This is a genomic window from Sinomonas sp. P47F7 (genome assembly GCF_049332655.1).
Lineage (GTDB): Bacteria > Actinomycetota > Actinomycetes > Actinomycetales > Micrococcaceae > Sinomonas.
Genome location: NZ_CP186327.1, coordinates 3,534,160 through 3,557,469, shown reverse-complemented (window position 1 = coordinate 3,557,469; position 23,310 = coordinate 3,534,160). Strand labels below are relative to the sequence as shown.

Annotated in this window: 19 protein-coding genes; 10 read left to right on the top strand and 9 right to left on the bottom strand. The window is 70.5% G+C overall.

Annotated elements, in window-relative coordinates; translation table 11 throughout:
• Window positions 1-18 precede the first annotated feature (18 nt).
• Together ACOKR1_RS16700 and ACOKR1_RS16695 are read left to right on the top strand one after the other, a co-directional pair.
• Window positions 19-846: an MBL fold metallo-hydrolase gene (locus ACOKR1_RS16700; protein ID WP_422934051.1), complete on the top strand. Its 828-nt coding sequence runs from the start codon at window positions 19-21 to the stop codon at window positions 844-846.
• A 100-nt stretch (window positions 847-946) separates the two neighbouring features.
• A complete protein-coding gene (locus ACOKR1_RS16695) occupies window positions 947-2,269 on the top strand; it encodes a MinD/ParA family protein (RefSeq protein WP_422934050.1) in 1,323 nt (440 codons plus the stop codon).
• Between the two features lie 201 nt (window positions 2,270-2,470).
• Here the strand turns inward: ACOKR1_RS16695 and ACOKR1_RS16690 are convergent, their stop codons facing one another.
• Window positions 2,471-3,430, bottom strand: a complete 960-nt coding sequence (locus tag ACOKR1_RS16690; protein WP_422934049.1) for a phosphatase PAP2 family protein — start codon at window positions 3,428-3,430, stop codon at window positions 2,471-2,473.
• Between the two features lie 77 nt (window positions 3,431-3,507).
• Between ACOKR1_RS16690 and ACOKR1_RS16685 the strand changes: the two genes are divergently transcribed.
• Window positions 3,508-4,227 carry a M50 family metallopeptidase gene (locus tag ACOKR1_RS16685; RefSeq protein ID WP_422934048.1) on the top strand — a complete coding sequence of 240 codons (720 nt, stop codon included), beginning with the start codon at window positions 3,508-3,510 and terminating at the stop codon, window positions 4,225-4,227.
• Entirely contained in the window at window positions 4,224-5,273 is a 1,050-nt protein-coding gene (locus ACOKR1_RS16680) for an o-succinylbenzoate synthase (protein ID WP_422934047.1), read from the top strand. Before ACOKR1_RS16685 ends, ACOKR1_RS16680 begins: the two co-directional genes overlap by 4 nt.
• Here ACOKR1_RS16680 and ACOKR1_RS16675 read toward each other — a convergent pair.
• A complete protein-coding gene (locus tag ACOKR1_RS16675; RefSeq protein WP_422934046.1) occupies window positions 5,249-8,044 on the bottom strand; it encodes an MGH1-like glycoside hydrolase domain-containing protein in 2,796 nt (931 codons plus the stop codon). The genes ACOKR1_RS16680 and ACOKR1_RS16675 overlap by 25 nt on opposite strands.
• 150 nt (window positions 8,045-8,194) lie before the next feature.
• Between ACOKR1_RS16675 and ACOKR1_RS16670 the strand changes: the two genes are divergently transcribed.
• The gene (locus ACOKR1_RS16670) at window positions 8,195-10,351 is read left to right on the top strand and encodes a PhoX family protein (RefSeq protein WP_422934045.1); all 2,157 of its coding nucleotides are present in this window, start codon (window positions 8,195-8,197) and stop codon (window positions 10,349-10,351) included.
• Window positions 10,352-10,383: 32 nt separating this feature from the next.
• Window positions 10,384-12,117: a 2-succinyl-5-enolpyruvyl-6-hydroxy-3-cyclohexene-1-carboxylic-acid synthase gene (menD, locus tag ACOKR1_RS16665; protein ID WP_422936673.1), complete on the top strand. Its 1,734-nt coding sequence runs from the start codon at window positions 10,384-10,386 to the stop codon at window positions 12,115-12,117.
• Window positions 12,118-12,267: 150 nt separating this feature from the next.
• Here the strand turns inward: menD and ACOKR1_RS16660 are convergent, their stop codons facing one another.
• The 6 genes from ACOKR1_RS16660 to ACOKR1_RS16635 all read right to left on the bottom strand — a co-directional run bounded on the left by ACOKR1_RS16660 (window position 12,268) and on the right by ACOKR1_RS16635 (window position 18,157).
• Entirely contained in the window at window positions 12,268-12,519 is a 252-nt protein-coding gene (locus ACOKR1_RS16660; protein ID WP_422934044.1) for a hypothetical protein, read from the bottom strand.
• 626 nt (window positions 12,520-13,145) lie between these two features.
• Entirely contained in the window at window positions 13,146-13,952 is an 807-nt protein-coding gene (locus ACOKR1_RS16655) for an amino acid ABC transporter ATP-binding protein (protein ID WP_422934043.1), read from the bottom strand.
• Window positions 13,949-14,953 (bottom strand): amino acid ABC transporter permease, encoded by a 1,005-nt coding sequence (locus ACOKR1_RS16650; RefSeq protein WP_422934042.1) that lies wholly within the window; start codon window positions 14,951-14,953, stop codon window positions 13,949-13,951. Before ACOKR1_RS16650 ends, ACOKR1_RS16655 begins: the two co-directional genes overlap by 4 nt.
• 5 nt (window positions 14,954-14,958) lie before the next feature.
• Entirely contained in the window at window positions 14,959-15,897 is a 939-nt protein-coding gene (locus ACOKR1_RS16645; protein WP_422934041.1) for an ABC transporter substrate-binding protein, read from the bottom strand.
• Window positions 15,898-16,093: 196 nt separating this feature from the next.
• Window positions 16,094-17,401 (bottom strand): isochorismate synthase, encoded by a 1,308-nt coding sequence (locus ACOKR1_RS16640; RefSeq protein WP_422934040.1) that lies wholly within the window; start codon window positions 17,399-17,401, stop codon window positions 16,094-16,096.
• Window positions 17,402-17,422: 21 nt separating this feature from the next.
• Window positions 17,423-18,157, bottom strand: coding sequence for a GntR family transcriptional regulator (locus ACOKR1_RS16635; RefSeq protein ID WP_422934039.1), 735 nt, complete (start codon window positions 18,155-18,157; stop codon window positions 17,423-17,425).
• 147 nt (window positions 18,158-18,304) lie between these two features.
• On the opposite strand from ACOKR1_RS16635, the gene ACOKR1_RS16630 reads away from it, so the two are divergent.
• The 4 genes from ACOKR1_RS16630 to ACOKR1_RS16615 all read left to right on the top strand — a co-directional run bounded on the left by ACOKR1_RS16630 (window position 18,305) and on the right by ACOKR1_RS16615 (window position 22,711).
• On the top strand, window positions 18,305-19,321 hold the full coding sequence (locus ACOKR1_RS16630; protein ID WP_422934038.1) for an L-idonate 5-dehydrogenase: 1,017 nt from the start codon (window positions 18,305-18,307) through the stop codon (window positions 19,319-19,321).
• 143 nt (window positions 19,322-19,464) lie between these two features.
• The gene (locus ACOKR1_RS16625) at window positions 19,465-20,232 is read left to right on the top strand and encodes a demethylmenaquinone methyltransferase (RefSeq protein WP_422934037.1); all 768 of its coding nucleotides are present in this window, start codon (window positions 19,465-19,467) and stop codon (window positions 20,230-20,232) included.
• A 15-nt stretch (window positions 20,233-20,247) separates the two neighbouring features.
• The gene (locus tag ACOKR1_RS16620; protein ID WP_422934036.1) at window positions 20,248-21,603 is read left to right on the top strand and encodes a geranylgeranyl reductase family protein; all 1,356 of its coding nucleotides are present in this window, start codon (window positions 20,248-20,250) and stop codon (window positions 21,601-21,603) included.
• Window positions 21,604-21,613: 10 nt separating this feature from the next.
• Window positions 21,614-22,711: a polyprenyl synthetase family protein gene (locus tag ACOKR1_RS16615; protein WP_422934035.1), complete on the top strand. Its 1,098-nt coding sequence runs from the start codon at window positions 21,614-21,616 to the stop codon at window positions 22,709-22,711.
• Between the two features lie 24 nt (window positions 22,712-22,735).
• Here ACOKR1_RS16615 and ACOKR1_RS16610 read toward each other — a convergent pair whose 3' ends face one another.
• On the bottom strand, window positions 22,736-23,206 hold the full coding sequence (locus ACOKR1_RS16610; protein ID WP_422934034.1) for an SRPBCC family protein: 471 nt from the start codon (window positions 23,204-23,206) through the stop codon (window positions 22,736-22,738).
• Window positions 23,207-23,310: the final 104 nt, after the last annotated feature.

Genomic DNA, 23,310 nt, shown 5'->3' with positions numbered 1-23,310 from the left:
ATGAAGGACGTGCGGCACATGGCTCAATGGCTCGATCTCGGCGGCGAGACGTACAGGCTTAGCCTCGAGCCCTTGCGGCTCAACGTCGGCCTCGTGGTCGGCTCCGAGCGTGCTCTCGTGATCGACACGGGCGAAGGCCCGCGCCAGGCGAGCCAGATCCTCGAGGCGGTGCGGGAGAAGACCGAGCTGCCGCTCGTCGTCGTCAATACGCACGCGCATTACGACCATTTCTTCGGCAATGCCGTGTTTGCGGCGGCCGGGGTCGAGGAGTTCTGGGCGCACGAGAACGCGGCGGCCGCGATCGCCTCGGCCGCGATCGCCTCGGCCGCGGACCAGGTGCGAGCCGAGGTCGCCGACCGGGAGCCCGAGATGGCGGCTGGCGAGGGCGAGAACACGGAGATCGTGGTCCCGCAGGCGATCGTTCGCGACCAGCCCGTACTCCTGGACCTCGGCGGCCAGACCGTGACGCTCTTTTACCTCGGCCGCGGGCACACGGACGGCGACCTGCTTGTCGGCACCTCCTCATCGCTGTTCAGCGGTGATCTCGTTGAGGAGGGCTATCCCGAGTTCAGCGACGCGTACCCTGAGGAATGGGCCGACGTCCTGCGGCACATCTCGGCTCTGCGCCACCGCTACGAGCACCTTGTGCCCGGTCACGGGGCGCTGTGCACCGACGTCGCAGTTCGCACGATGGCGGAGACCATGGCCATGGCGGTGCGGTCCGCCCGGCAGGCCACACGGGAATCGCCGAACGACGCGACCAAGGCCATCCCGATCCTCCCGTACGGCCCCGAACAGTCCCGGCTCTTCATCGGGCGACTGAAGGCGATCAGCAGCCTCCACTAGAGTTGCCTGCGGGGCCAGAGACGAAAGGGTCGTAATGGTCGACGACGGAGCGCGGCAGACTGGCGCCGGGGACGCGGCGCCAATCGATAGCGTGGTGCCGATGACCCGTCGAGAACTTCGCAAGCTGCGCGAGGCGCAGGAGGCCGAACGAGGGCAGGATCCCGCACCGGAGGAGGACGGGCCCGATTCGCTCCCGGAATCGCTTCCGCCGGAATTGCTGCCTGCCATGCCCGAGAGGGCGCCGGAGTGGCGTGACCCTGATTGGCCCGATCCTGCCTCGTCCGATCCCGCCTCGTCCGATCCCGCCTGGTCCGATCCTGATTGGCCCGACCGTCATGGGCACGACCCTGAGGCGACTGAGCCCGGGGAGTCCGAGCCCGACGTCGTCCGCCCTGAGCCCGCGCGCATCGGGGCGCGCGAGTCTCTCGGGGGTGGTGCCGAATCGCTCGAAAGCCTTGAGCCTGGGCTGCTTCCCCGGCCCGAGCCGCTCCCGGCGCTTGTGCCCGGCGAGCAGCCGGCAGGCTTCGTCAAGCCCGTGGAAGAGGTGACCGGGCTGCGCGGCTTCCGCGGATGGCTGCACCGGATCAGCGGCGGAGCGATCTTCGGGCAGTCGGCGGAGGAGCGGGCCGAGGCCGAGCTCGATCGCCGGATCCGTCGGGGCATCGGCGGCAGCCAGAACACCGCGTTCCTCTCCCTCAAGGGCGGGGTTGGCAAGACGTCCACCACGGTTGGCGTGGGCCTCACGCTCGCGGGCATCCGCTCGGGAAGCGTGTGCGCGATCGACACTAACCCGGACGCCGGCGATCTGATCGAACGCGCGCTCGGCGAGGGCGCTTATGAGTCAGAGCGCGAGCTCACGATCACTCGGCTTCTTCAGGACATCGGGAACGACGAATCCCGGGACGCCCTGGACTCGTATCTCCACGAGTCCGCGAGCCTGCGCCTGCTCGCGGGGGAACAGGACCCCGAGCTCTCCGATTCGCTCACGGCCGAGGACTACCGCCGCGTCTACAACCTCGTGTCCCGCCACTACGGCGTCACGCTCACGGACTGCGGGACAGGCGTGAGCCGTCCGGCCATGCGCGGAATCCTCGAGAACGCCGACAACGTCGTGGTGGCCGCGGGGTTCGCCGTGAGCGGCGCCAAGCGGGCCCGGGACACCCTCGCGTGGCTCGCGTCGCATGGCTTCGCCGAGCTCGCACGCAACGCGATCGTGGTCGTCACCGACAAGGACGGCGTCTCGGCACGCGTCGACAAGGCTGCCATCGAGGCAACACTCGGGGGCATGTGCCGCGTGCTCATCAGCGTCCCGCACGACAACGCGATCGCGGACGGCGATCTCATCTCGCTCTCCGCCCTGCGGCCCGAGACCCGGCGGTCCTACCGAGAGATCGCCGCGGCCATCGTCGACGGGTATCGCTAGCAGCTCTTGTCTTGGCGGCCCGAGCCGAAAGTCGAACGGCACGGCTGCCCCCAATAGCAGTCGTGCCGTTCGGCGGCCCCGAAGCGGTGTTTCGGCGGGCCGATTAGTCCAATGAATGGATATTGCACAGGCTAACGGCCACCGGGGCGGGAGCGCAACGGGTGGATGGCTGAGAGCTTGCCGAGAGTTGGGGAAGGGCGTTCAGTCCCGCCTGGCGGAGACGGCGAAGAGCCAGGTCGCCGCGACGGTCAGCAGATAGCCGCTGATGACGATGAGGGAGATGCCGGCCCAGAAGTAATGAGTCGTACTCGTGATCCCCGAGCCCGCCGCGGGTCTCGTGAGCAGCGAGACCGCGAGGCCCGTGGCACAGAGCCCCGCGAGTACGGGGAGCGCGAGCCAGAGGCGTGAGGCGGCCCAGTGGCTCCCGAAGCCGCGCCATGAGTTCCGGCGCCCGCCGGTCCGCATGATGAGCCAGCCGGCCGGGGACATGATCGCGCCGACAACAAGGAACGCCGCGATGACGTCCGACGGCCGGTGCCACTGGTTCACGAGCGTCGCACCGCCCGAGAGGATCGCGAACGTTCCGCCCGCCCACGCGACGAACGGCCGCCACGCGGGCGACGACACCAAGAACACCGCCGCCGCGGCCGAGGCCGCGAGCGTCGTGTGGCCCGAGGGGAGCGAGTTGTCCATGAGCGTCTCGACGCCCCGGAACGGCCGCGTGAAGACGTATGCCTTGAGCACCTGCGTTGCCACGTTCGCGAGCGCGGCCCCCGCGAACGCGATGAGGGCGGCGGACCAGCGGCCCTTCACGACGGCCGCATAGATCAACCCCCCGATGCCGAGGACGACGGCGATGGTCGGCAGGGCGTCCAAGAACCCGAGCGCCGCCTTCGCAGCGCGGCCCCCGTAGAGCTCGACCGCCTCGTCGAGGGCCGACTCGTCGATGTACTGGCCGGTCGTGGTGCGGACGAAGAACCAATATGTGCCCGCGACGCCCATCGCGCACGCGAGCGCGGCGGCGACGAACATCCCCGGACCGGCGACGGTGTCGCGCGGCGTCGTCCCGTGCTGTGTCGTCCCGTTCTGTGCAGTCCCGTTCTGCGTCGTCGCATGCCGCGGCGGACTGGGCGGGTCGGGGCGCGCTCGGGTGGATGCCATGTCTTCAAGGGTGGCACATGCGGCTGTGTGCGCTTTCCCAGCTGGGTGACTCTCAGTCCGCTCCGCTAGGGTCGGGGATGATGGTCCAGGAATGGTGGGCGGCGTTCGTCCAAGGGTTTACGCATACCGCGCCGCTCGTGGTGCCCGCGGCCGAGCTCGTGTGGCTCGTGGTCGGGGCGGCGGCCTTGTGCGTCGTGCCGGTCCTCTGGCGCTTCTTCGGCCGCTTCGTGACGATCGTCCACGAGCTGGGCCACGCATTCGCGGGCCTTCTGACCGGCATGCGGGTCACGGGTATCACGCTCCGCATGGATCAGGGCGGCACGACCCAGGGCCTGGGCCGGGGCCGTGCGGTGTGGTTCGGGTTCTGGGGCTACCCCGCGCCCGCAGTCGTTGGCGCCGCGCTCGTCGCTGCCTCGGCGGCCGGATGGGGCCGGGCCGCGCTCTCGGGCGCGGTCGTCGTGCTGCTCGCCGTGTTCCTGTTCATCCGGAACCTTCAGGGCGTCCTTATTCTCCTCGGCGCGATCGTCGCGGTGGCGATTCTCGTCGTGGCCGTGCCGCCCGACCTCCAGGGGCATCTCACGCTCGGCGTGGGGGTCGCGCTCGTGCTCGGCGCCGTCCGCGACTGGTGGAACCTCGTGTCCGTCCATACGACGCGCCGCCGCGAGCTCTCGAGCTCGGACGCGTTCATCCTCGCTCGCAAGACCGGCGTCGCGTCGGCGTTCTGGCTGTTCTCGTTCGCCGTCGTGATCGCGCTGTGCGGCGCCGCGGCGTGGCTCGTCCTGAGGGTCGCGGCATGACGGGCTTTGAACCCGCCCTCCCGCCCCGTGCGCTCCCGCCGCTCGGGGAGCTCGTGGCGAGCGCCGCCGTCGTCCGCCTGCCCCTCACCGTGCGCTTCCGCGGCGTCCTCGAGCGCGAGGCGCTGCTGGTGCGCGGGCCTGCCGGGTGGGGCGAGTTCGCGCCGTTCCTCGAGTACGGCGACGCCGAGTCCTCGCGGTGGCTCGCCTCGGCGATCGAGGCGGCGTGGGAGGGCTTTCCGGCGCCCGTGCGGGAAAGCGTGCCCGTCAACGCGACCGTCCCGGCCGTTCCCGCGGCGCGCGTGCCCGAGGTCCTCGCGAAGTACGGGCCCGTGACCGCGGTCAAGGTCAAGGTTGCCGAGCGCGGGCAGTCGCTCGCGGACGACGTCGCGCGCGTCGCCGCGGTCCGCGAGGCCCTTCCGGACGCCGCCCTGCGCGTCGACGCGAACGCGGCATGGAGCGTCGACGAGGCGGTCGAGGCCCTCACGGCGCTCGCGCCCTTCGAGCTTGAGTACGCCGAGCAGCCGGCCGACGGGATCGAGGGACTCGCGGCGGTCCGGTCGCGGCTCGCCGCCGCGGGGACACCCGTGCGCATCGCCGCCGACGAGAGCGTCCGCAAGGCCGAGGATCCCCTCCGAGTCGCCCGGGCGGGCGCCGCCGACCTCATCATCGTCAAGGCCGCCCCGCTCGGGGGAGTGCGGCGGGCGCTCGCGATCGTGAGCGAGGCGGGGCTGCCCGCCGTCGTGAGCTCGGCTCTCGACACGTCGGTGGGGCTCGCCGCCGGGGTCGCGCTCGCGGCGGCGCTCCCCGAGCTCCCGCACGCGTGCGGGCTCGGCACCGGCGCGCTCTTCGCGCACGACGTCGTCCGCCCGCCCCTCGTGCCGAGCGGCGGCTGCCTCCCGGTTGGCCCGGTGTTCGCGGGCGACGTGGCGCCGGACCCGGAGCTGCTCGCCGAGCACGCGGCCCCGCCGGAGCGGCGAGCATGGTGGCTCGACCGGCTGCGCCGGTGCTATCAGGTCTTGGGCTACGGCGTGTTGGCTGGATCCTGAGTCGCGGCCTGTGCCTGACGGCAGATGAGGTGCGCCACGAGGGCCGTCCAGCCGGTCTGGTGTGAGGCCCCGAGGCCCGCGCCGGTGTCGCCGTGGAAGTACTCGCTGAACGTCGGGTGCGCGTCCCACAGGGGGCCCGACGGGTGGTGCCGCGGCGTGCTCGGCCGCCGCCCGCCGTCGTCCGCCCGGAACAGCCGCACGAGCCGGCCCTCGAGCTCGCGGGCGACGACGCCGAGCGGCACGTGCGTTCCCGACCCCGTGGGGAACTCGACCGTGACCTCGGCCCCCGAGCCCTCCGCGAAGACGGCGAGCGCGTCGGCCACGAGCACATTGACGGGGAACCACACGGGCCCGCGCCAGTTCGAGTTCCCGCCGAACAGGCCCGAATCCGACTCGCCCGGCAGATAGGCGATGCTCATGGGCTGACCCGCGACGTCGACCGTGAACGGCTCGCGATACGCGGCCGAGAGCGAGCGGAGCCCGTATGGAGAGAGGAACTCGTTCTCGTCGAGCAGCCGGGCGAGCACGCGCGTGAGCCGCTCGCCGTGCAGGACCGCGAGCGTGAGCCGCGAGCCCCCGCCGGCGCTGCCGTCCTGGTTCGTTCCGGCGCCCGTGGCCCGCAGGAGCGCGCCCATCTCGTCCGCACGGTGCCGCTGAAGCCAGTGCAGGTTCTGGGCGAAGTCCGGAAGCTCGTCGGACGCCCACTCGGGCGCGACCGCGACCGCGAGGAGCGGCAGGAGCCCGACCATGCTCCGGACCGGCAGCCGCTCCTGGCTCCCATCGCTGGCCACGAGCACGTCGTAGAAGAAGCCGTCCTCCTCGTCCCACAGCTCGACGCCCGCGCTTCCGAAAGTGTCCATGGCGTCCGCGATCGAGAGGAAGTGCTCGAGGAATTTGGTCGCGAGATCGTCCCAGACGCGATGCTCGCGCGCGAGCTCGAGCGCGATCCGCATCATGGTCAGGCAGTAGAACGCCATCCAGCTCGTCGCGTCGGACTGCTCAAGCCGATGCCCCTCGGGCAGTCCCTTCGAGCGGTCGAAGAGCCCGATGTTGTCCATGCCGAGGAAGCCGCCCTCGAACAGGTTCGAGCCGTCCGCGTCCTTGCGGTTGACCCACCACGAGAAGTTCAGCAGGAGCTTCGCGAACACGCGCGTGAGGAAGTCCGTGTCGCGGGCTCCGTCGATGCAGTAGACCTGCCACGCGGCCCACGCGTGCACCGGCGGGTTCACGTCGCCGAACGCCCACTCGTACGCGGGGAGCTGCCCGTCCGGGTGCATGGCCCACTCGCGGCACAGGAGCACGAGCTGGGCTTTCGCGAACTCGGGGTCCACATGGGCGAGCGCGACGCAGTGGAACGCGAGGTCCCACGACGCGAACCACGGGTACTCCCACTCGTCCGGCATTGAGATGACGTCCGCGAGGGCAAGATGCCGCCACGTCGCATTGCGCCCGCCCAGCCCCTGCCGCTGGCCGGGCGGGTCCGGGAAGGCGGGATCGCCCTCGAGCCACTCGCGCACCGAGTAGCGGTAGTGCTGCTTGCCCCAGAGCAGCCCCGCGAAGGCGCGCCGCGCCACGAAGGCGTCCTCCGCCGTCGTCCGCCCCGATCGCTTCGAGAATCCGCCCGGCATGAGGGCTTCGTAGAACTCGTCCGCCTCCCGCTCCCGGTCCGCGAGGACGTCGTCGAAGCCGATGCCGAACGGATCGAGCGGGAGCGTCTCGCCCGTGAGACGCAGGCGCACGCTCACGCTCGCGCCCGGGGCGATCGCCGGGAAATGCCAGCGGACCGCGGCCTTCGTGCCGGTCCCCGCTGGGTTGAGGAGGGAGCGGTCTCCGCGCACGATCGCCGCGTCGATGGCGTCCGTCGGGTGGGGCGAGCGGTTCTCCGGTGCGCCGAAGAGCTCGACGTCGTTGCTCTCGTTGTCGCAGAACATCACCTCGGGCTGGGCCCGGTGCGAGCCTAGAACGGCACTGTCTGCCGCGAGGACGTAGCGGCCCAGGAACCCGTGCGTGGCCTCGACCGCGACGATCCCGCCGGGCCGGAGCTCGGGCGGCCGAAGCCTGCGCAGCTGCGGGACGCGCTCGTCCCGACCCCACGCCCACGTGTTGCGGAACCACAGCTGTGCGACGAGGTCGAGCGGGGCCGGGTCGGGGCCGTGGTTGGTCGCCGTGATCGTGACGCACACGTCGTCGGGGGAGGCCTTCGCGTGCACGGTCTCGACGTCGAAGAAGCGATCCTCCTTCAGGATCCCGGTGTCCACGAGCTCGTACTCGGGCGCCGCGCGGGAGAGGTTCGCGGCGGTGCGCACGAGGTCCTCATACGGATACGCCGCCTGCGGGTAGCGGTACAGGGTCTTGGCCCACGAGTGCGTCGGGGTCGCGTCGAGGTGCCACCAATGCTCCTTCGCGTCCTCCCCGTGGTTGCCCTGGCCGTTCGTGAGGCCGAAGTACCGCTCCTTGAGCCGGTCGTCGCGGCCGTTCCAGAGGGCGACACCGAGATTGAGGAAGCCGAACCGGTCGCACAGGCCCGCGATCCCGTCCTCGCCCCAGCGGTAGGCCCGCCGGTGAGCGTGGTCGAACGGGAAGAAGTCCCACGCGTCGCCCTCCTCCGAGTAGTCCTCGCGCACGGTTCCCCACTGGCGCCCGGCCAGATACGGGCCCCAGAGGCGCCACGGATCGGAATCGCCCGGGGACTCGGCGAGGCGGCGGTGCTCAGCGCTGTCGGGTTTGGGGGAGTCGGGTTTGGCGCTGTCGGGTTTGGGGGTGTCCGGCATGGCGCCAGTCTGCCATCGGACCCCGACAAATCAGCCGAAAGCACGTTTTCCTGAAATTAACCTGAAAATAGACTGGGATTTCGGGGGGAATGGTGTCCTGAGTGCACTCGCTCCACCGCACCGACCGCACCCACACCCCCGGAGGAACCCATGTCTGATCAACGCCGCCCGGTCCTGCCGATGCTCGGCCACGTCCGCGGAAAGCGCAGCGCCGTGACGTGCGCGCTCAAGTGCGACAACGCGTGCCTCGGGGAGGTCTGCAACGAATCGTCCAATGGCTACTTCCGCGACGTCGTCGCGGGCGAGCTCTCGCGGCGCTCCGCGCTCGGGCTCGGCCTCGCCGGCGCGCTCACGCTCGCGTTCACCGGCGGCCAGCCGGCCGGACGCGCGGAGGCGGCGCTGTCGTCGGTTGGGCCCTCGTTCGCGCCCGCCGCGCCCCTGCCCAAGGCGCCCAACTCGAAGCTCGACTTCACCCCCATCCGCCCCGTGGACAAGCTCGTCGACGAGCTCACTGTCCCGGACGGCTACGCCTGGCGCCCGATCATCCGGTGGGGCGACGGCCTCTTCGACGACAGCCCCGCGTTCGATCTTGAGCATCAGACCGCCGCCGCGCAGGCCCGCCAGTTCGGCTACAACAACGACTACACGGACATCATCGAGCTGCCCGGGACCGCCGGGAAGCGGGCAGTGTTGTTCACGAACCACGAGTACACGAACGAGGGCATCATGTTCTCGGACGCCCAGGCGGCCGCCGATCCCGCCGGAACGCGCGCCGTCGCGCGGGCCGCCCACGGGCTCAGCGTCGTCGAGCTCGAGCGGCAGAACAAGAACCATGCGTGGACTTACGTCAAGGGCGCCCCGCTCAACCGCCGGTTCCTCACGGACACAGTCTTCGAGTTCACCGGCCCCGCCGCAGGCTCGAGACTCCTCACGAACCCGAGCGACCCCAAGGGCCGCGAGGGCCGCATCGTCCGCGGGACGCTCGGCAATTGCGCAGGCGGCACGACGCCGTGGGGCACCGTGCTCTCTGGCGAGGAGAACTTCAACGGCTACTTCCGCACCGCGGGGACGTCGAAGGAGGACAAGCGGTACGGCCTCGCCAACCGCGCCACGGCCCGCGTGTGGGAGCTCGACGAGCCGCGCTTCGACACCCGCAACGTGGACTACGCGAACGAGTCCAACCGCTTCGGCTGGATCGTCGAGGTCGACCCGCTCGACCCCACGTCGACGCCGAAGAAGCACACCGCCCTGGGGCGCTTCAAGCACGAGGGCGCGAACGTCCACATCGCCGCGAACGGCCGCGTCGTCGCGTACTCGGGCGACGACGAGCGCTTCGACTACCTCTACAAGTTCGTCTCGAAGGGCACTTACCGGCCCGGCACCGGCGCGGCAGACCGCGAGCACAACAAGACCCTGCTCTCCGAGGGCAACCTCTACGTGGCGCGTTTCGCGGGGAACTCGCCCGCCGCGGAGATCGACGGCTCGGGCAAGCTCCCCACGGACGGCGCGTTCGACGGGCGCGGCGAATGGCTCCCGCTCGTCGTCGACGGCACGTCCGCGATCCCGGGCATGAGCGTCGAGCAGGTCCTCGTGTTCACGCGACTCGCCGCCGATCTCGCGGGCGCCACGAAGATGGACCGCTGCGAGGACGTCGAGCCCCACCCCGTGACCGGCAAGGTCTACGTGGTCTGCACGAACAACTCTAACCGCGGCGTCGGTGCCAACGCGGCCCCGGACGAGGCGAACCCGCGCCGGCAGAACCGCGACGGCCACATCGTGGAGATCACCGAGGACGGCGGCGACCAGACCGCCACGACGTTCGGCTGGAACCTCCTCCTCGTGTGCGGCGACCCGGCCAAGAACCAAGCCACCTACTTCGCCGGCTACCCGGCGGACAAGGTTTCGCCCATCTCGTGCCCCGACAACGTCGCGTTCGACTCCTCTGGCTACATGTGGCTCGCGACCGACGGCGCACCCAGCGCGATCGGCTACAACGACGGCCTGTTCCGCGTGACGCTCGAAGGCCCCGAGCGCGGCAAGGTCGAGCAGTTCCTGTCCGTGCCGCGTGACGCCGAGACGTGCGGCCCCGTGGTCCGAGACGCCGACCGGCATGTGTTCGTCGCCGTCCAGCACCCGGGCGAAGAAGGCACGTTCGCCGCACCGCACTCGTATTTTCCGGACTACGTCCCGGCCGGCGCCGCGGGCGCGGCACCGGTGGGCGCCGACGGCGCGGCTCCGGCGGGCGCCGTGCGGGCCCCCCGCCCCTCGATCGTCCAGGTGCTTCCCGCGGTCCACGCCAAGAAGTAACGCCGTTCGAATAGGCGGGAGCGTCACCGCAGATCGCCGCGCTTGCCTACGATGGAAGTGTGACTTCTCTCGGCTCTCTCGACGCCGCTCGCGAGGTGGTCTCCGGACTCCTCGCGGGCGGCGTCCGTCGCGTGGTGGTATGCCCAGGATCCCGCAGCGCGCCCCTCGCGTACGCGCTCGCCGAGGCCGAGGGCCGCGGCCTGCTCGAGCTCGTGGTGCGCATCGACGAGCGATCCGGCGCGTTCACCGCGCTTGGCGCCGCGCTCTCCTCGGGACGGCCGACGGCGGTGCTCACCACGAGCGGCACGGCCGTGGGGAACCTGCTGCCCGCCGTCATGGAGGCGAACCACGCGGAGGTCCCCCTCATCGTGCTTTCCGCCGACCGGCCCGCGGAGCTCCACGGGACGGGCGCGAATCAGACCACCGAACAGCTCGACCTCTTCGGCGAGCACGTGCGCTTCGCGACGTCGGTCGCGGCGGGGGAGTCGCCGTCGTCGGCCGTCCGGACCGCGCTCAGCGCCGCCTCGGGGCTCCTGCCCGGCGTCCCCTCGGGGCCCGCGCAGCTCAACGTGTGCTTCCGCGAGCCGCTCGTGCCCGCGGGGACGTGGGAACCGCCTCTCGGTGGGTGGGAGCAGCCGCCTACGGAGGGCTTCGCGTACCGGCGTCCCGCCGTCGCGGCGCTCGGTGGGCTGCCGCCGCGGCGCACAGTCGTCATGGCGGGGCACGGCGCCGGGCCGCTCGCGGAGGCGTTCGCGGCCGCGCACGGGCTCCCGCTGCTCGCGGAGCCGTCGTCGAACGCGCGCTTCGGCTCGCACGCCGTGGGGCCGTACCGCGTGCTGCTCGACGGGCACCCGGGCGAGGGAATAGAGCGGGTCGTCCTGTTCGGGCGGCCCACGCTGAGCCGGCCCGTCACGGCCCTGCTCGCGCGCGAGGGCGTCGAGACGGCGTTGTTCCACCCGCGGCCCGTCGCGTGGTTCGAGGAGGGGCGCCGGCGCGAGCGGCTCGTCGCGGACCTCGACGAGCTCTCCGACTTCGCGGGCCGTGGCGCCGAGGGCTGGCTCGACGCGTGGCTCCTCGCGGGGGCCGCCGCGCAGGAGGCCCTGGACCGCGTGCTCGCCGCGCTCCCGCTCTCGGGGCCGAGGCTCGCGCAGCTCGTGTGGCAGGGCGCGAGCGGGCAGCTCATGCTCGGCTCGTCGAACGGGATCCGCGATGTAGACCTCGCGGCCTCGCCGCCGGCCGAGCCCGGCGCGCGGGTGTTTGCCAACCGCGGCCTCGCGGGCATCGACGGCACGGTCTCGACCGCGACCGGGCTGTGGCTCGGCAACCGCCTCGACACGACACTGTTCCTCGGGGACCTCACGTTCCTGCACGACGCCGGCGGGCTCCTGCTCGGCACGGGCGAGGCCGAGCCCGCGCTGCGGATCGTCGTGCTCAACGACGCGGGCGGCGCCATCTTCGGGCTCCTCGAGCACGGGCGCGTGGGGGGCGACGGCGCCGCCCGCCCGGGTGCCGCGGCCGCCGTCGAACGCCTCTTCGGCACTCCGCACCGGGCCGACCTCCGAGCGCTCGCGGCGGCCTATGGGGTGCGGCACACGGTCGTGCGGACCGCGGCCGAGGCGGCCGCGGCGCTCGCCTCACCCCGGGCGGCTGGTCGGGAGATCATCGAGGCCCGCGTGGACCGCTCGGCGCTGCGCGAGCTGCATGCGAGGGTCCGGGCGGCGGTCGCGGAGTCGGTCGCGCCGCAACACCGTTTCGGGTACAGATAACTGGCCTGTGGGTGCGTTTCGGGTACAGATAACTGGTCTGTACAAAGGAATGTCGGTTCCCTGTTCGGGAACCGGCATTCCTTCGACGATCTACTGAGATCGGTAGAATGACGTCTGCTGCGCGTAGTCATCCTGCGAAGCCGGGCCTATTCATATTGCTTCCGGGATGTCGAATCGCCTCCCAACGAGTACGCGAATGGCATGGACTAAAGGCTGATCTTCCAGCTCAACGCCCTTGTCCCCGTAAACTACGCCCGTTTCGCTGCCCACCGCGTCGATGTCAAAAAGCCGGGTGATCTCGGCCACGCGGAACTGGTACTCGGTGGAGGTCATCCGGCGGGACGCACGGACCGGGACTGCGGCGAGCGTGCGCTCGACCTCGGACCGGATGGATTCAGTCATTGGGCACGCATCGCGTTGGGTCCGCACCAGTCGCTCGCCGTCAGGATGTTCCCACTGCCAGTGCCGCACAGAAGCAGACCGTGGCGAATTTTAGAGTTTTCAATGTTCCCCCAGATTCACTATTAGCCGTAGCTATCGCTGGCGGAGCGCGAGGTCTCGCTCCAGGATCTTCACAGTTACAGGCCGTCGGAGGGGCGTCAAGGGCAGCATCGGTGAACGCGCGAATTATGCGAGGATCTGCGCTCGAATGCGTGCAGTAGCATTTATGCGTTTCTCATGCGATTTTGCGACAGGGGGCGACCACTGAGAAAATAGTCTCACTGGACCTTCGCCGGTATGATGCGGATTTGGGCCGCCGCCGAAGTCGGCTGATGTGGCGCCTGGGGTCGAGTCTCCGTGGTGGGAGCTTTATTCTCCGTGCTTGGGGACAAGAAGATCGGTGGTGCGGGGCATTGAATTCTCCGTATTGCTGGCGATAGCGTCGGATTAGAGTCTGTTGAAAATCGGGCGGCAACCCTCTCAGTGCCTTAAAGCAGGGCCTTAAAGCAGGCGGCCGCGCTTCCGAAGCGACATGCTCTCGCATTCGGAAGCGCGGCCGGATCAGGATCAGGGCCTGGCGAAGGCGCTCAGAGCACCTTGCTCAAGAAGCTCTGGGTCCGGTGAAGCTGCGGGTTCGCGATCACTTCGCGAGGGTTGCCCGACTCGACCACGACGCCGCCGTCCATGAACGTCAGGGTGTCCCCGACCTCGCGGGCGAAGCCGATCTCGTGCGTCACCACGACCATGGTCATGCCGGAGCGTGCGAGGTCCTTCATGACGTTGAGCACGTCGCCCACGAGCTCCGGGTCGAGCGCCGAGGTGGGCTCGTCGAACAGCATGAGCTCGGGATCCATCGCGAGCGCGCGGGCGATCGCGACGCGCTGCTGCTGGCCTCCCGAGAGCTGGGCCGGGTAGTGGTTGGCCCGCTCGGACAGGCCCACGCGGTCGAGGAGCTCGAGGGCGCGCTTCCTTGCGGCAGCCTTGTCGTGGCCCTTGACCTGGACGGGCGCCTCCATGACGTTCTCCACGGCCGTCTTGTGGCCGAAGAGGTTGAACCGCTGGAACACCATCCCGATGTTGCGGCGCTGCTGCGCGATCTCCTTGGTGTGGAGCTCGTGGAGCTTGCCGCCCTTCTCCCTGTAGCCGATCAGTTCGTCATTGACCCAGATGCGGCCGGCGCTGATCGTCTCAAGGTGGTTGACGCAGCGCAGGAGCGTGGACTTGCCGGATCCCGACGGGCCGATCAGCACCGACACCTCGCCCTGCCGGACGGTCATGTCGATCCCGCGCAGCACGTGGTGCTCGCCGAAGTACTTGTGGACGCCCTCGATCCGGACGAGTTCCTTGGCCGTCGGCGCGGGGGCGGTGTGCCCGGTGGTGGCGGGGGCGCTCATCGGCCACTCTCCTCGATGGTGTCGCCGGCGCCGGTCGGGCCGCCGGGAATGACTTCGGCGCCGCCGACGCCCGCTGCCGCGGCCTTCGCTGCGGCGGGATTGACGACGGCGATGCGCGTCGTGGTGTCGACGCCCTTGCCGTAATACTTCTCGATGTAGTGCTGGCCGACCATGAGGATGCTCGTGACGAGCAGGTACCAGAACGCGGCCACGATGAGCAGCGGGATCGGCTGGTACGTGCGGTTCGCGAGGGCGTTCGTGGCGAACGTCAGGTCGTAGGTGAACGGCACGGCGAGGACGAGCGAGGTCGTCTTGAGCATGCCGATCGTCTCGTTGCCGGTCGGGGGCACGATGACGCGCATGGCCTGCGGCAGGACGATGCGCCACATGACCTTGATCCCGCGCATGCCGAGCGCCTCCGCCGCCTCGACCTGGCCCTTGTCCACGGACTTGAGGCCGGCCCGGAAGATCTCCGCGAGGTACGCGGACTCGTTGAGGCCCAGGCCGAGGACAGCAGGGACGAAGCCCTTCGACGGGTCTGAGAGCACATAGGTGAACAGCTCGGGGCCGAACGGGATCCCGAGAGTGATGGCCGGGTACAGGACCGTGACGAGGCCCCAGAACGTGAGCTGGGTGTAGACCGGGGTGCCCCGGAAGAACCACACCCAGAACCACGACGTCCAACGCAGGATCGGGTTGTCCGACTCGCGCATGAAAGAGAGCGCGACCGCGAGGACGATCGCGAGGACCATCGAGAGGACCGTGAGCGCGAGGGTCCACCCGACGCCCTGGATCACGTTGACGTCGCGGATGTACAGCGCGACGGTGGCCCAGCCGAAGCGGGGGTTCGTGGCGAGGCTCTGGATAGCCAGAGCCACGAGGATGAGGATGACGGCGGCCGCCACCCAGCGGCCAGGATGGCGCACCGGAACTGCCTTGATGAGTTCCGGTGCGCCGCCCTGCTTCGCGGCTTCAGTTGTCTCCGCGCGATGAGTGGTCATAACAGTCACGAGGAGACGGAGGGGTTGAGCTCAGCCTTGGTGATGGCGCCATCGGCGTTGCCCCACGTGTCGAGGATCTTCTTGTACGAGCCGTCGGCGATGAGCTTGGCCACGACCTTCTGGATGAGACCGGCGAGGGCGGTGTCGCTCTTGGCGACCGCGATGCCTTCGGGCGCGACTTCGGTCGTGTCGCCGATCTTCTCGACCGCGCCGTTGGTCTGGGTGATCGCGTAGCCGACCACCGGCGAGTCGGCAGACATGGCGTCGAGGCCTCCGCTCACGAGGCGCGTGTTGAGGTCCGTCTGCTTGTCGAGCGAGACGATGTCAATCGCCTTCTTGCCGCCAGCGGTGCACTTGTCGCTGGCTGCCTTGACCTCGTCGGCCTCGGTCGTGCCGGTCTGGACGCCGACCGACTTTCCGCAGGGGTCGTCGACCGAGAACTTCTTCGGGTTGCCCTTCTGGACCGCCCACGAGACGCCGGCGTTGAAGTAGCTCACGAAGTTGACCGCGCCGAGGCGCTCCTTCGTGATGGTGAACGAGCTGATGCCCAGGTCGTACTTCGGGCCGAGCGCGGGGAGGATCCCCGTGAACTCGGCGGTCTGGACGTCGACCTTGAGGCCGAGGGTCGCGCCGATCGCCTTGGCGATGTCCACGTCGTAGCCCATCGGCGTGTGGTTGTCGGAGCCGCCGAGGAACTCGGCGGGGGCGTACGTCGTGTCGGCACCGATCACGAGCGTTCCCTTGGACTTGATTGCTGCGGGCACCTGCGACGCCAGGGAGTCATCCTTCTGGACGCTGCTGGGATCGAAGCTGGCGGCCGAAGCAGAGCCGCTCGGCTGGGCACCGCCACCCGTCTCAGAGGCGTTGGTGCAGGCGGTGAGCGCGAGGGCGCTGACGGCGAGGACCACAGCGCCCTTGGCGGCGAGCTTCGTGGTGAAGGTCATAGTTCGTCCCTTAGTTGAGGTAGTGGCAAACAGGTGCTAACGCGAAGGCGACATCTATCCTAACTGCTCCCCGAAGCAGGGTGAGATGTGCATCACATGCAACTTTAGTTTCACCATTGGACAACGAATCGGCAGGGAGCGCAAGCCCGAATCCCGGACATCGTTCCGGGATACCGGACGCGCGGTCGAAGCAGAATCAGCGTTCTACGCCGAGCGCCTCGAGCATCGGCCTGAACTTTGCCCACGTCTCGGCGAGCTCGGCCTCGGGCAGCGAGCCCTCGACGATCCCGCAGCCCGCGTAGAGCCGCGCGGCGTTCGCGCCCTCGAGAACGGCCCCGCGCAGGGCGATGCCGAACTCGCCGTTGCCCGCGCCGTCGAGCCAGCCTACGGGCCCCGCGTACGGGCCCCGGTCGAGCGCCTCGAGCTCGCGGATGAGCGCGCCCGCGACCTGGGTCGGCGTCCCGCACACGGCGGCTGTGGGATGGAGCGCGTTGACGAGGGCGAGCGGCGTGGGCACGTGTCCCTCGATCACGGCGAGCTCGGCCTTGACGTCCGAGGCCAGGTGGTAGACGTTGGGCAGCTCGAGGATGAACGGCTCGTCGTGGGCGTTCAGGGCCGCAGAGAACGGCTCGAGCGCGGTCGTGAGCGATTCGATCGCGATCTGGTGCTCGTGCCGCTGCTTCGCGGACCCCGCGAGGACCCGCTCGGGGTAGCCCGGCGCCTCGCCGTCGGCCTCGCGCCGGTCGAGTGTGCCAGCAAGCACGCGCGCCTGGGCCGTCCGCCCCTCGACCTGGATGAGCATCTCGGGCGTCGCACCCACAAGCCCGTCGACGCCGTAGACCCAGCAGTCCCGGTAGGCCGACGCAAGGCGACGCAGCACACGCTCGCGGGAGATCCCGCCGTCGTCCTCGACCACGACGTCCCGCGCGAGCACGAGCTTCTCAAGCTCGCCCGCGCGAATGTGCCGTACCCCAGACACGACCGCGGACATCCAGCGCTGCTCGCCGAGCCGCCCCGCGCGGACCGCGAGGCGCGTGCCGTTGAGCGCGCCCTCGGCAAGCGGCGCGGTCCAACGGCCGACGGCGGCCCGCAGCTCGCGCTCGGAAGGCCGGCTCCCGTCCGTGGTCAGGTGGGTGGCCCACGCGCGGCCATCCCGCACGCCGATCACGAACGCGGGCACGATGAGCCGCGACGCGTACTCCGAGGTCTTCGAGAACGCGAACGAGCCGAACGCGAGCGGCCCGGTCCCGGGGTGCTGCAGCGGATCCTCGACGTCGGCGTCGAGCGTGAGCTGCTTCCACCAGGCCTCCGCCTCGATGAACCGCTCAGGCCCTGTGGTCTCGAAGCGCGCGACTTCGCCGAAGCCGAGCTGGCCCTCGCCGCGGCGGAGCCAGCACAGCGTGTCGGGGTGGTTGAGCGCGTGGGAGAGGCCCCCGAACGGAAGGACGTCCGATTCGGAAAGGGCGCCCAGATCGATCGTGAGGGCGCGCAGAGGGGAGGTCATGATGGGAACAAGAGTACGCGTTCACCTGCGGGCCGGCCGCGCTGGGCGGCGCTCGGGCCCGGCGGGGATGCTGAACAGTTCAGGGCGCGCAGCTTGGATGCGGTCGAGGTCGTCGAGGACGAACCTCAGGTGGGCGCGGAGCTCGCCCTGGGCCGCCGCGAGATCCCCGGCCGCGACGGCCTCGTGGACGCGGCGGTGATCGGCGGCGTACTCGGAGATCGCGCGGTAGCCGCTCAGCCCGAGGTAGCGGGCCCGGTCGAGGTGGCCCTTGGCGCTCTGCACGGCCGTCCACGCGGAGGCGTGTCCGGCTATCGAGAGGAGCGCGCGGTGGAAGCGCTCGTCAAGCGGGTAGAACTCCTCGCGCGTGGTGCACGCATCCTGGGCGTCGAGCAGCTCGTCGATGTGGGCGCCGCCCTCGGGCGTCCAGTTCTCGACGCACGCCTCGAGCGAGGCCACCTCGATCGCCTCGCGGACGAATTGGGCCTGCCGCACCATTCCCGGGTCGATGAGGGAGACGTAGCTCCCGCGCTGGGGCCGGACCTCGACGAGTCCCTCCTGCGCGAGGAGCAGGAGCGCTTCGCGCACGGGCGTCCGGCTGAGGTCGAGCCGCAGTGCGAGGTCGTTTTCGCTCAGGAGCGCGCCGGGCGCTTCCTCTCCGGTCACGATGAGCTCGCGGATGTGCTCGTAGGCGAGCTCGCGGTTCGACGGCGGGCGGGCGGCCGTGGCGGCCTGCTCGCCCCACAAGGACGGGGCCATGGGCACAAGCGTAGGGGCGCGGGGCTCGACATCTCTAGTATGGCAGTGTTCAAATGTATGGCAGTGCTGAAATGTATGGCAGTGCTGAAATGTATGGCAGTGCTTGAATAGAAGTCACGCCACCCCGTCCCATCAGGAGGAACCCCCATGAGCCTGGCCGTCGTCGTCCATGCAGCTGGTGACCTGCGACTCGACCCCGCCGAACCCCGCGAGCTCGGCCCGCACGACGCCCTCGTGCACATCGAATACGGCGGGATCTGCGGGAGCGACCTCCACTACGTCAAGCACGGCGCGGCCGGCCTCAGCATCCTGCGCGATCCCTTGGTCCTCGGCCACGAGGTCGCGGGCAGGGTTGCGGCGCTCGGCTCCGGGGTCACGGGCTTCGAGCTCGGCCAGGCGGTCGCGATCCACCCCGCGATGGTGTGCGGCGAGTGCGAGTTCTGCACTTCCGGCCGCCCGAACCTGTGCGGCTCGGTCCACCACCTCGGCTCGGCCGCGTACCACCCGCACACCGACGGCGGCTTCTCGGCCCAGACGGTCGTGCCGGCGCGCCAGCTCCGGGCCGTCCCCGAGGGCGTGAGCACGCGCCTCGCCGCCGTCGCCGAGCCGCTCGGTGTCGCGATCCACGCCGTCAACCGCGCGGGCTCGATCGAGGGCAAGACCGTGCTCGTCAACGGCGCCGGGCCTATCGGCGCGCTCGTCGTCGCCGCCGCCCGCAAGGCGGGCGCGGCCCGCGTCATCGCGAGCGACCTCGCGGCCGGATCGCTCGACGTCGCCCTCCGCATGGGCGCGCACAGCGTCGTCAACCTCGCCGAGGGCGGGACGCTCCCTGAGACGGACGTCGTATTCGAGGCCTCGGGCGCCCCGGCCGCCGTCACGAGCGTGCTGCGGGCCGTCAAGCGGGGCGGGCTCGTGGTCCAGGTGGGCAACCTGCCCGCGGGGAAGCTCGAGGTCTCGCTCGCCGAGCTCGTGTTCCGCGAGATCGAGTACCGCGGCTCGTTCCGGTTCATCGACGAGATCTCCACCGCGCTCGAGTATTTCGCCGACGGCCTCGACATCGAGCCCCTGCTCACGCACGAGTTCCCCGTCGAGGAAGCCGTCGAGGCGTTCAGGGTCGCGGGCGATCGTTCCACCGGGTCCTCGAAGGTTCTCCTGCGGTTCTGAGCTGTTCCTTCCTGCTCACTTCGGGCGGCCGGCTGGTCCACGCTGCGGCGTGTCGCGCCAAGACGCGCCGCGGCGGGCAGCCCAAAGTGAGCACGAGCGGACAGTGAGAAGGGGCGGCGCAGATGTTTGGCAGAATGGACCGGGTGAACAGCACAGGCAAGAGGGCATCACTCGAGAAGCTTCCTGAGGAAGTCGCCAGCATGTTCGACGACGTCGCGCCGCGCTACGACGTGGTCAACGATCTCCTCTCGCTCGGCCAGACGCGCCGGTGGCGGAAGGTCGTGTTCGACGCGGTCGCCGCGAAGCCCGGCCAACGCGTGCTCGATCTCGCCGCGGGAACCGGCACCTCCGCCGAGCCCTACGCGGACGCGGGCATCGACGTCGTGGCCTGTGACTTCTCCCTCGGCATGCTGCGCGTGGGCAAGCGCCGCCGCCCGGACATCGACTTCGTGGCGGGAGACGCGACGAACCTGCCGTTCGCGGACAACTCGTTCGACGCCGTGACGATCTCGTTCGGCCTGCGCAACGTGACGGATCCGCATCGGGCCGTCCGCGAGATGCTCCGCGTCACGAAGCCCGGCGGGAAGCTCGTCGTGGCCGAGTTCTCCTCTCCCGTGAACCCGCTGTGGCGCACCATGTACCTCGAGTACCTCATGCGCGCGCTCCCGCCAGTTGCCCGCAAGGCCTCGTCCAACCCGGACGCGTACGTGTATCTGGCCGAGTCGATCCGCGCGTGGCCCAACCAGGACCACCTCGCGGCGTGGCTCACGGAGGACGGCTGGGAGAACGTCGTGTACCGGAACCTCTCCGGCGGGATCGTCGCCGTGCATCGCGGCACGAAGCCCGTCCCTCCCGCGTCGGAGTCCGGGCCCGTGGAGAAGATCCGGCGCGCGCGCCGTTCCGCCGGGTGACGCGCGGCTGATCCAGTGGAAGTACTCGTCATCGGCGCCGGTCCCGCCGGGTCCACCGCGGCGCATTACCTCGCCCGCTCGGGTGTGCCCGTCACGGTCCTCGAGAAGACCCGCTTCCCGCGCGAGAAGGTGTGCGGCGACGGGCTCACGCCGCGGGCCGTGCGCGAGATCCAGCTCCTGGGGCTCCCGCACGCCGAGCCGGACGGCTGGCGCCGTAACCGCGGGCTGAGGCTCATCGCTGGCGGCCGCACGCTCGAGCTCCCGTGGCCCGCGGGCGGGGAGTTCCCCGACTACGGCCTCATCCGGACCCGCCTGGGCTTCGACGAGGAGCTCGCCCGGCACGCCGAGTCCGCGGGTGCGAGGATTCTCGAGGGCCACAGCGTCACGGAGGTGCTCCGGGACGACGCGGGCCGCGTGGTCGGCGCTCGGGCGCAGATCCTCGACGAGGACGGCAAGAAGACCGGGGAGACGCGCGAGTTCTACGCCGACGTGGTCCTCGCCGCGGATGGGAACTCGACCCGCGCCGCCGTCTCCCGGGGCCTCGCGAAGCGCGACGACCGCCCGCTCGGCGTCGCCTACCGCACGTACTTCCGGAGCCCGCGCCACGAGGACGACTGGATGGAGGGCTGGCTCGAACTCCCCGGCCGCGACGGCAAGCCCCTGCCCGGCTACGGCTGGGTCTTCGGCGTGGGGGACGGGACGTCGAACGTGGGGCTCGGGATCCTGAACTCGTCCAAGGAGTTCGGCAAGCTCGACTACCGGCAGGTGCTGCGCGACTGGACCGCAGCGATGCCAGTGGAATGGGGCTTCACCGAGGCCAACCAGTCCGGCCCGATCCGCGGCGCGGCGCTCCCCATGGGCTTCAACCGCACCCCGCATGTGGTGCCCGGCATGGCGCTCCTCGGAGACGCCGGCGGCATGGTGAGCCCGTTCAACGGCGAGGGCATCAGCTACGCGATGGAGTCGGGCCGCTATGCGGCCCAGTTCCTCGTCGACGCCGCGGCAGCCCAGCGGGCGGCGGGCCGCGCACGGCCGGCGGACGACGACGTCGACCGTCGCCTGTGTGCCTACGCGGACCACGTGCGCGAGCAGTGGGGGAGTCACTTCACTCTCGGGAGGACGTTCGCCGCGCTCATCGGGCGGCCCGGCGTGATGCGTCTCGCGCTGCGCACGGGGATGCCGGTGCCGGCGCTCATGCGCGTCGTGGTGCGTCTGCTCGCGAACCTCACCGAGCCGCGCGGCGGAAGCCTCGAGGACCGGGCCATCCGGCTGCTCGAATCGCTCACGCCGACCACGTCGAACGGGGTTTCAACGCACCGCCCCCTGACCCACCCAAGCCCCATTTCTACCCACCCGCCCGCCCGAAGCTAGGCTTGACCACGTGACCAACACTGAACACAGCTGGACCAGCGCGGGGCACGGGTACTCCGAGGGAGAGCCCGCCCCGACCACGACGGCCATCGCCGCCGGGATCCAGCTGCCCGCAGGCTTCGCCGCGATCGCGGAGGATCCCGAGATCGGGCCCGCGATCATGACGAGCATGGCCCGCGTCGAGAAGCGCCTCCGCGAGGCGATCGCGAATTCCGATCCGCTCGCCGACGCGACGAGCCGCCACCTCGTCGAGGCCGGCGGGAAGCGCATCCGCCCGCTCCTCACGCTCCTGTGCTCTCACTTCGGCGACTGGAGGCGCCCCGAGGTGCTCCAGGCCGCGGCCGTGGTCGAGCTCACCCACTTGGCGACGCTCTATCACGACGACGTCATGGATTCGGCCCCGTACCGCCGTGGTGCCCCGACCGCGCACGAGGTGTGGGGCAACACCGTGGCGATCCTCACGGGTGACCTCATCTTCGCGCGCGCCTCGATCCTCGTCTCGGAGCTCGGCGGCCGTGCGCTCTCGATCCAGGCCCGCACGTTCGAGCGGCTGTGCCTCGGTCAGCTCCACGAGACCGTGGGCCCGCGCGAGGACGAGGATCCGCTCGATCACTACATCTCCGTCCTCGCCGACAAGACCGGCTCGCTCATCGCCGCCTCGGGCCAGATGGGCGCGATCTTCGCTGGGGCACCGGCCGAGTACGAGGACGTGCTCGTTGCGTACGGCGAGCGGGTGGGCGTCGCGTTCCAGCTCGCCGACGACGTCATCGACGTCACCGGGGGCAAGGTGACGTCCGGCAAGTCGGCCGGGACCGACCTCAGGGAGGGCGTCCCCACGCTTCCCGTGCTGCTGCTCCGCCGGGCCGCCTCTCGCGGCGACGCGTCCGCCGAGGACGTGCTGCGGCTCGTCGACGGAGATCTGACGAGCGACGAGGCGCTGGCCGAGGCCGTCGCGGCGCTCTCGGCGCATCCCGCGACGGCGCAGTCGTGGGAGGTCGCGCGCGAGTGGGCCGACGCCGCGAAGGCGGCGCTGCGTCCCCTGCCCGAGGGCGTCGTGAAGCATTCGCTCGCGGCGTTCGCGGACGCCGTCGTCGACCGCAAGGCGTAAAGCGGGTCCAGGCTCGGCGGCCCCTTACGGCTCGGGCGGCCGGGCGCCGTCGTCCATCGCCGCCGCACGGGCCATGGCCGCTGCCCAGCGGCCCGGGAGCAGGCGCCGCGCGAGCAGGTGCTGGAGCCAGAACACGGCCGTGCCTCGCACGCCGACGCCGGCGTCATGACCCCACGTCACGGTCAGGCGGCTTCCGCCGCCCTCCGCGGGGGCGATGCGGACCTCGGCGCCCCCTCCGCGGCAGTAGTTGCTGTGCTCCGTGGCCCACGTGACGTGTCCCGGTTCCGACCAGTCGTACCGCTCGATGTTCCAGATCCCGAACCGGGGTGTGCCCTCGCACACGAGGGCGTTCGTCTCCCCGTGCTCGAGGACCCGGTAGGTCGAAGGGTCGAGCGTGATCTTCCACACTTCGAGACGGCGCGCGCCGAAGTCGGTGAAGGCGCGGAACGCCTGCTCGGGGGTGGCGGGGGTGTCGAGCGTGAAGTGGAGTCGCATGGGACCCCTTGGTGAAAGGGCGGGTGGGGGAGGGCTGGTGTTGGGGCGGCCGGGGTGTTAAACGGCGCGGGCCCTGGTTAGCGGGTTCCGCTTCCCAGGGCCCT

Bases quoted from the DNA above. Each gene is read 5' to 3' on its own strand.
- ACOKR1_RS16685 (WP_422934048.1), top strand. From the start codon at position 3,508: ATGATGGTCCAGGAATGGTGGGCGGCGTTCGTCCAAGGGTTTACGCAT.
- ACOKR1_RS16680 (WP_422934047.1), top strand. From the start codon at position 4,224: ATGACGGGCTTTGAACCCGCCCTCCCGCCCCGTGCGCTCCCGCCGCTC.
- ACOKR1_RS16635 (WP_422934039.1), bottom strand. From the start codon at position 18,157: ATGGCCCCGTCCTTGTGGGGCGAGCAGGCCGCCACGGCCGCCCGCCCG.
- ACOKR1_RS16700 (WP_422934051.1), top strand. From the start codon at position 19: ATGGCTCAATGGCTCGATCTCGGCGGCGAGACGTACAGGCTTAGCCTC.
- ACOKR1_RS16645 (WP_422934041.1), bottom strand. From the start codon at position 15,897: ATGACCTTCACCACGAAGCTCGCCGCCAAGGGCGCTGTGGTCCTCGCC.
- ACOKR1_RS16670 (WP_422934045.1), top strand. From the start codon at position 8,195: ATGTCTGATCAACGCCGCCCGGTCCTGCCGATGCTCGGCCACGTCCGC.
- ACOKR1_RS16695 (WP_422934050.1), top strand. From the start codon at position 947: ATGACCCGTCGAGAACTTCGCAAGCTGCGCGAGGCGCAGGAGGCCGAA.
- ACOKR1_RS16690 (WP_422934049.1), bottom strand. From the start codon at position 3,430: ATGGCATCCACCCGAGCGCGCCCCGACCCGCCCAGTCCGCCGCGGCAT.
- ACOKR1_RS16640 (WP_422934040.1), bottom strand. From the start codon at position 17,401: ATGACCTCCCCTCTGCGCGCCCTCACGATCGATCTGGGCGCCCTTTCC.
- ACOKR1_RS16630 (WP_422934038.1), top strand. From the start codon at position 18,305: ATGAGCCTGGCCGTCGTCGTCCATGCAGCTGGTGACCTGCGACTCGAC.
- ACOKR1_RS16660 (WP_422934044.1), bottom strand. From the start codon at position 12,519: ATGACTGAATCCATCCGGTCCGAGGTCGAGCGCACGCTCGCCGCAGTC.
- ACOKR1_RS16610 (WP_422934034.1), bottom strand. From the start codon at position 23,206: ATGCGACTCCACTTCACGCTCGACACCCCCGCCACCCCCGAGCAGGCG.
- ACOKR1_RS16655 (WP_422934043.1), bottom strand. From the start codon at position 13,952: ATGAGCGCCCCCGCCACCACCGGGCACACCGCCCCCGCGCCGACGGCC.
- ACOKR1_RS16650 (WP_422934042.1), bottom strand. From the start codon at position 14,953: ATGACCACTCATCGCGCGGAGACAACTGAAGCCGCGAAGCAGGGCGGC.
- ACOKR1_RS16675 (WP_422934046.1), bottom strand. From the start codon at position 8,044: ATGCCGGACACCCCCAAACCCGACAGCGCCAAACCCGACTCCCCCAAA.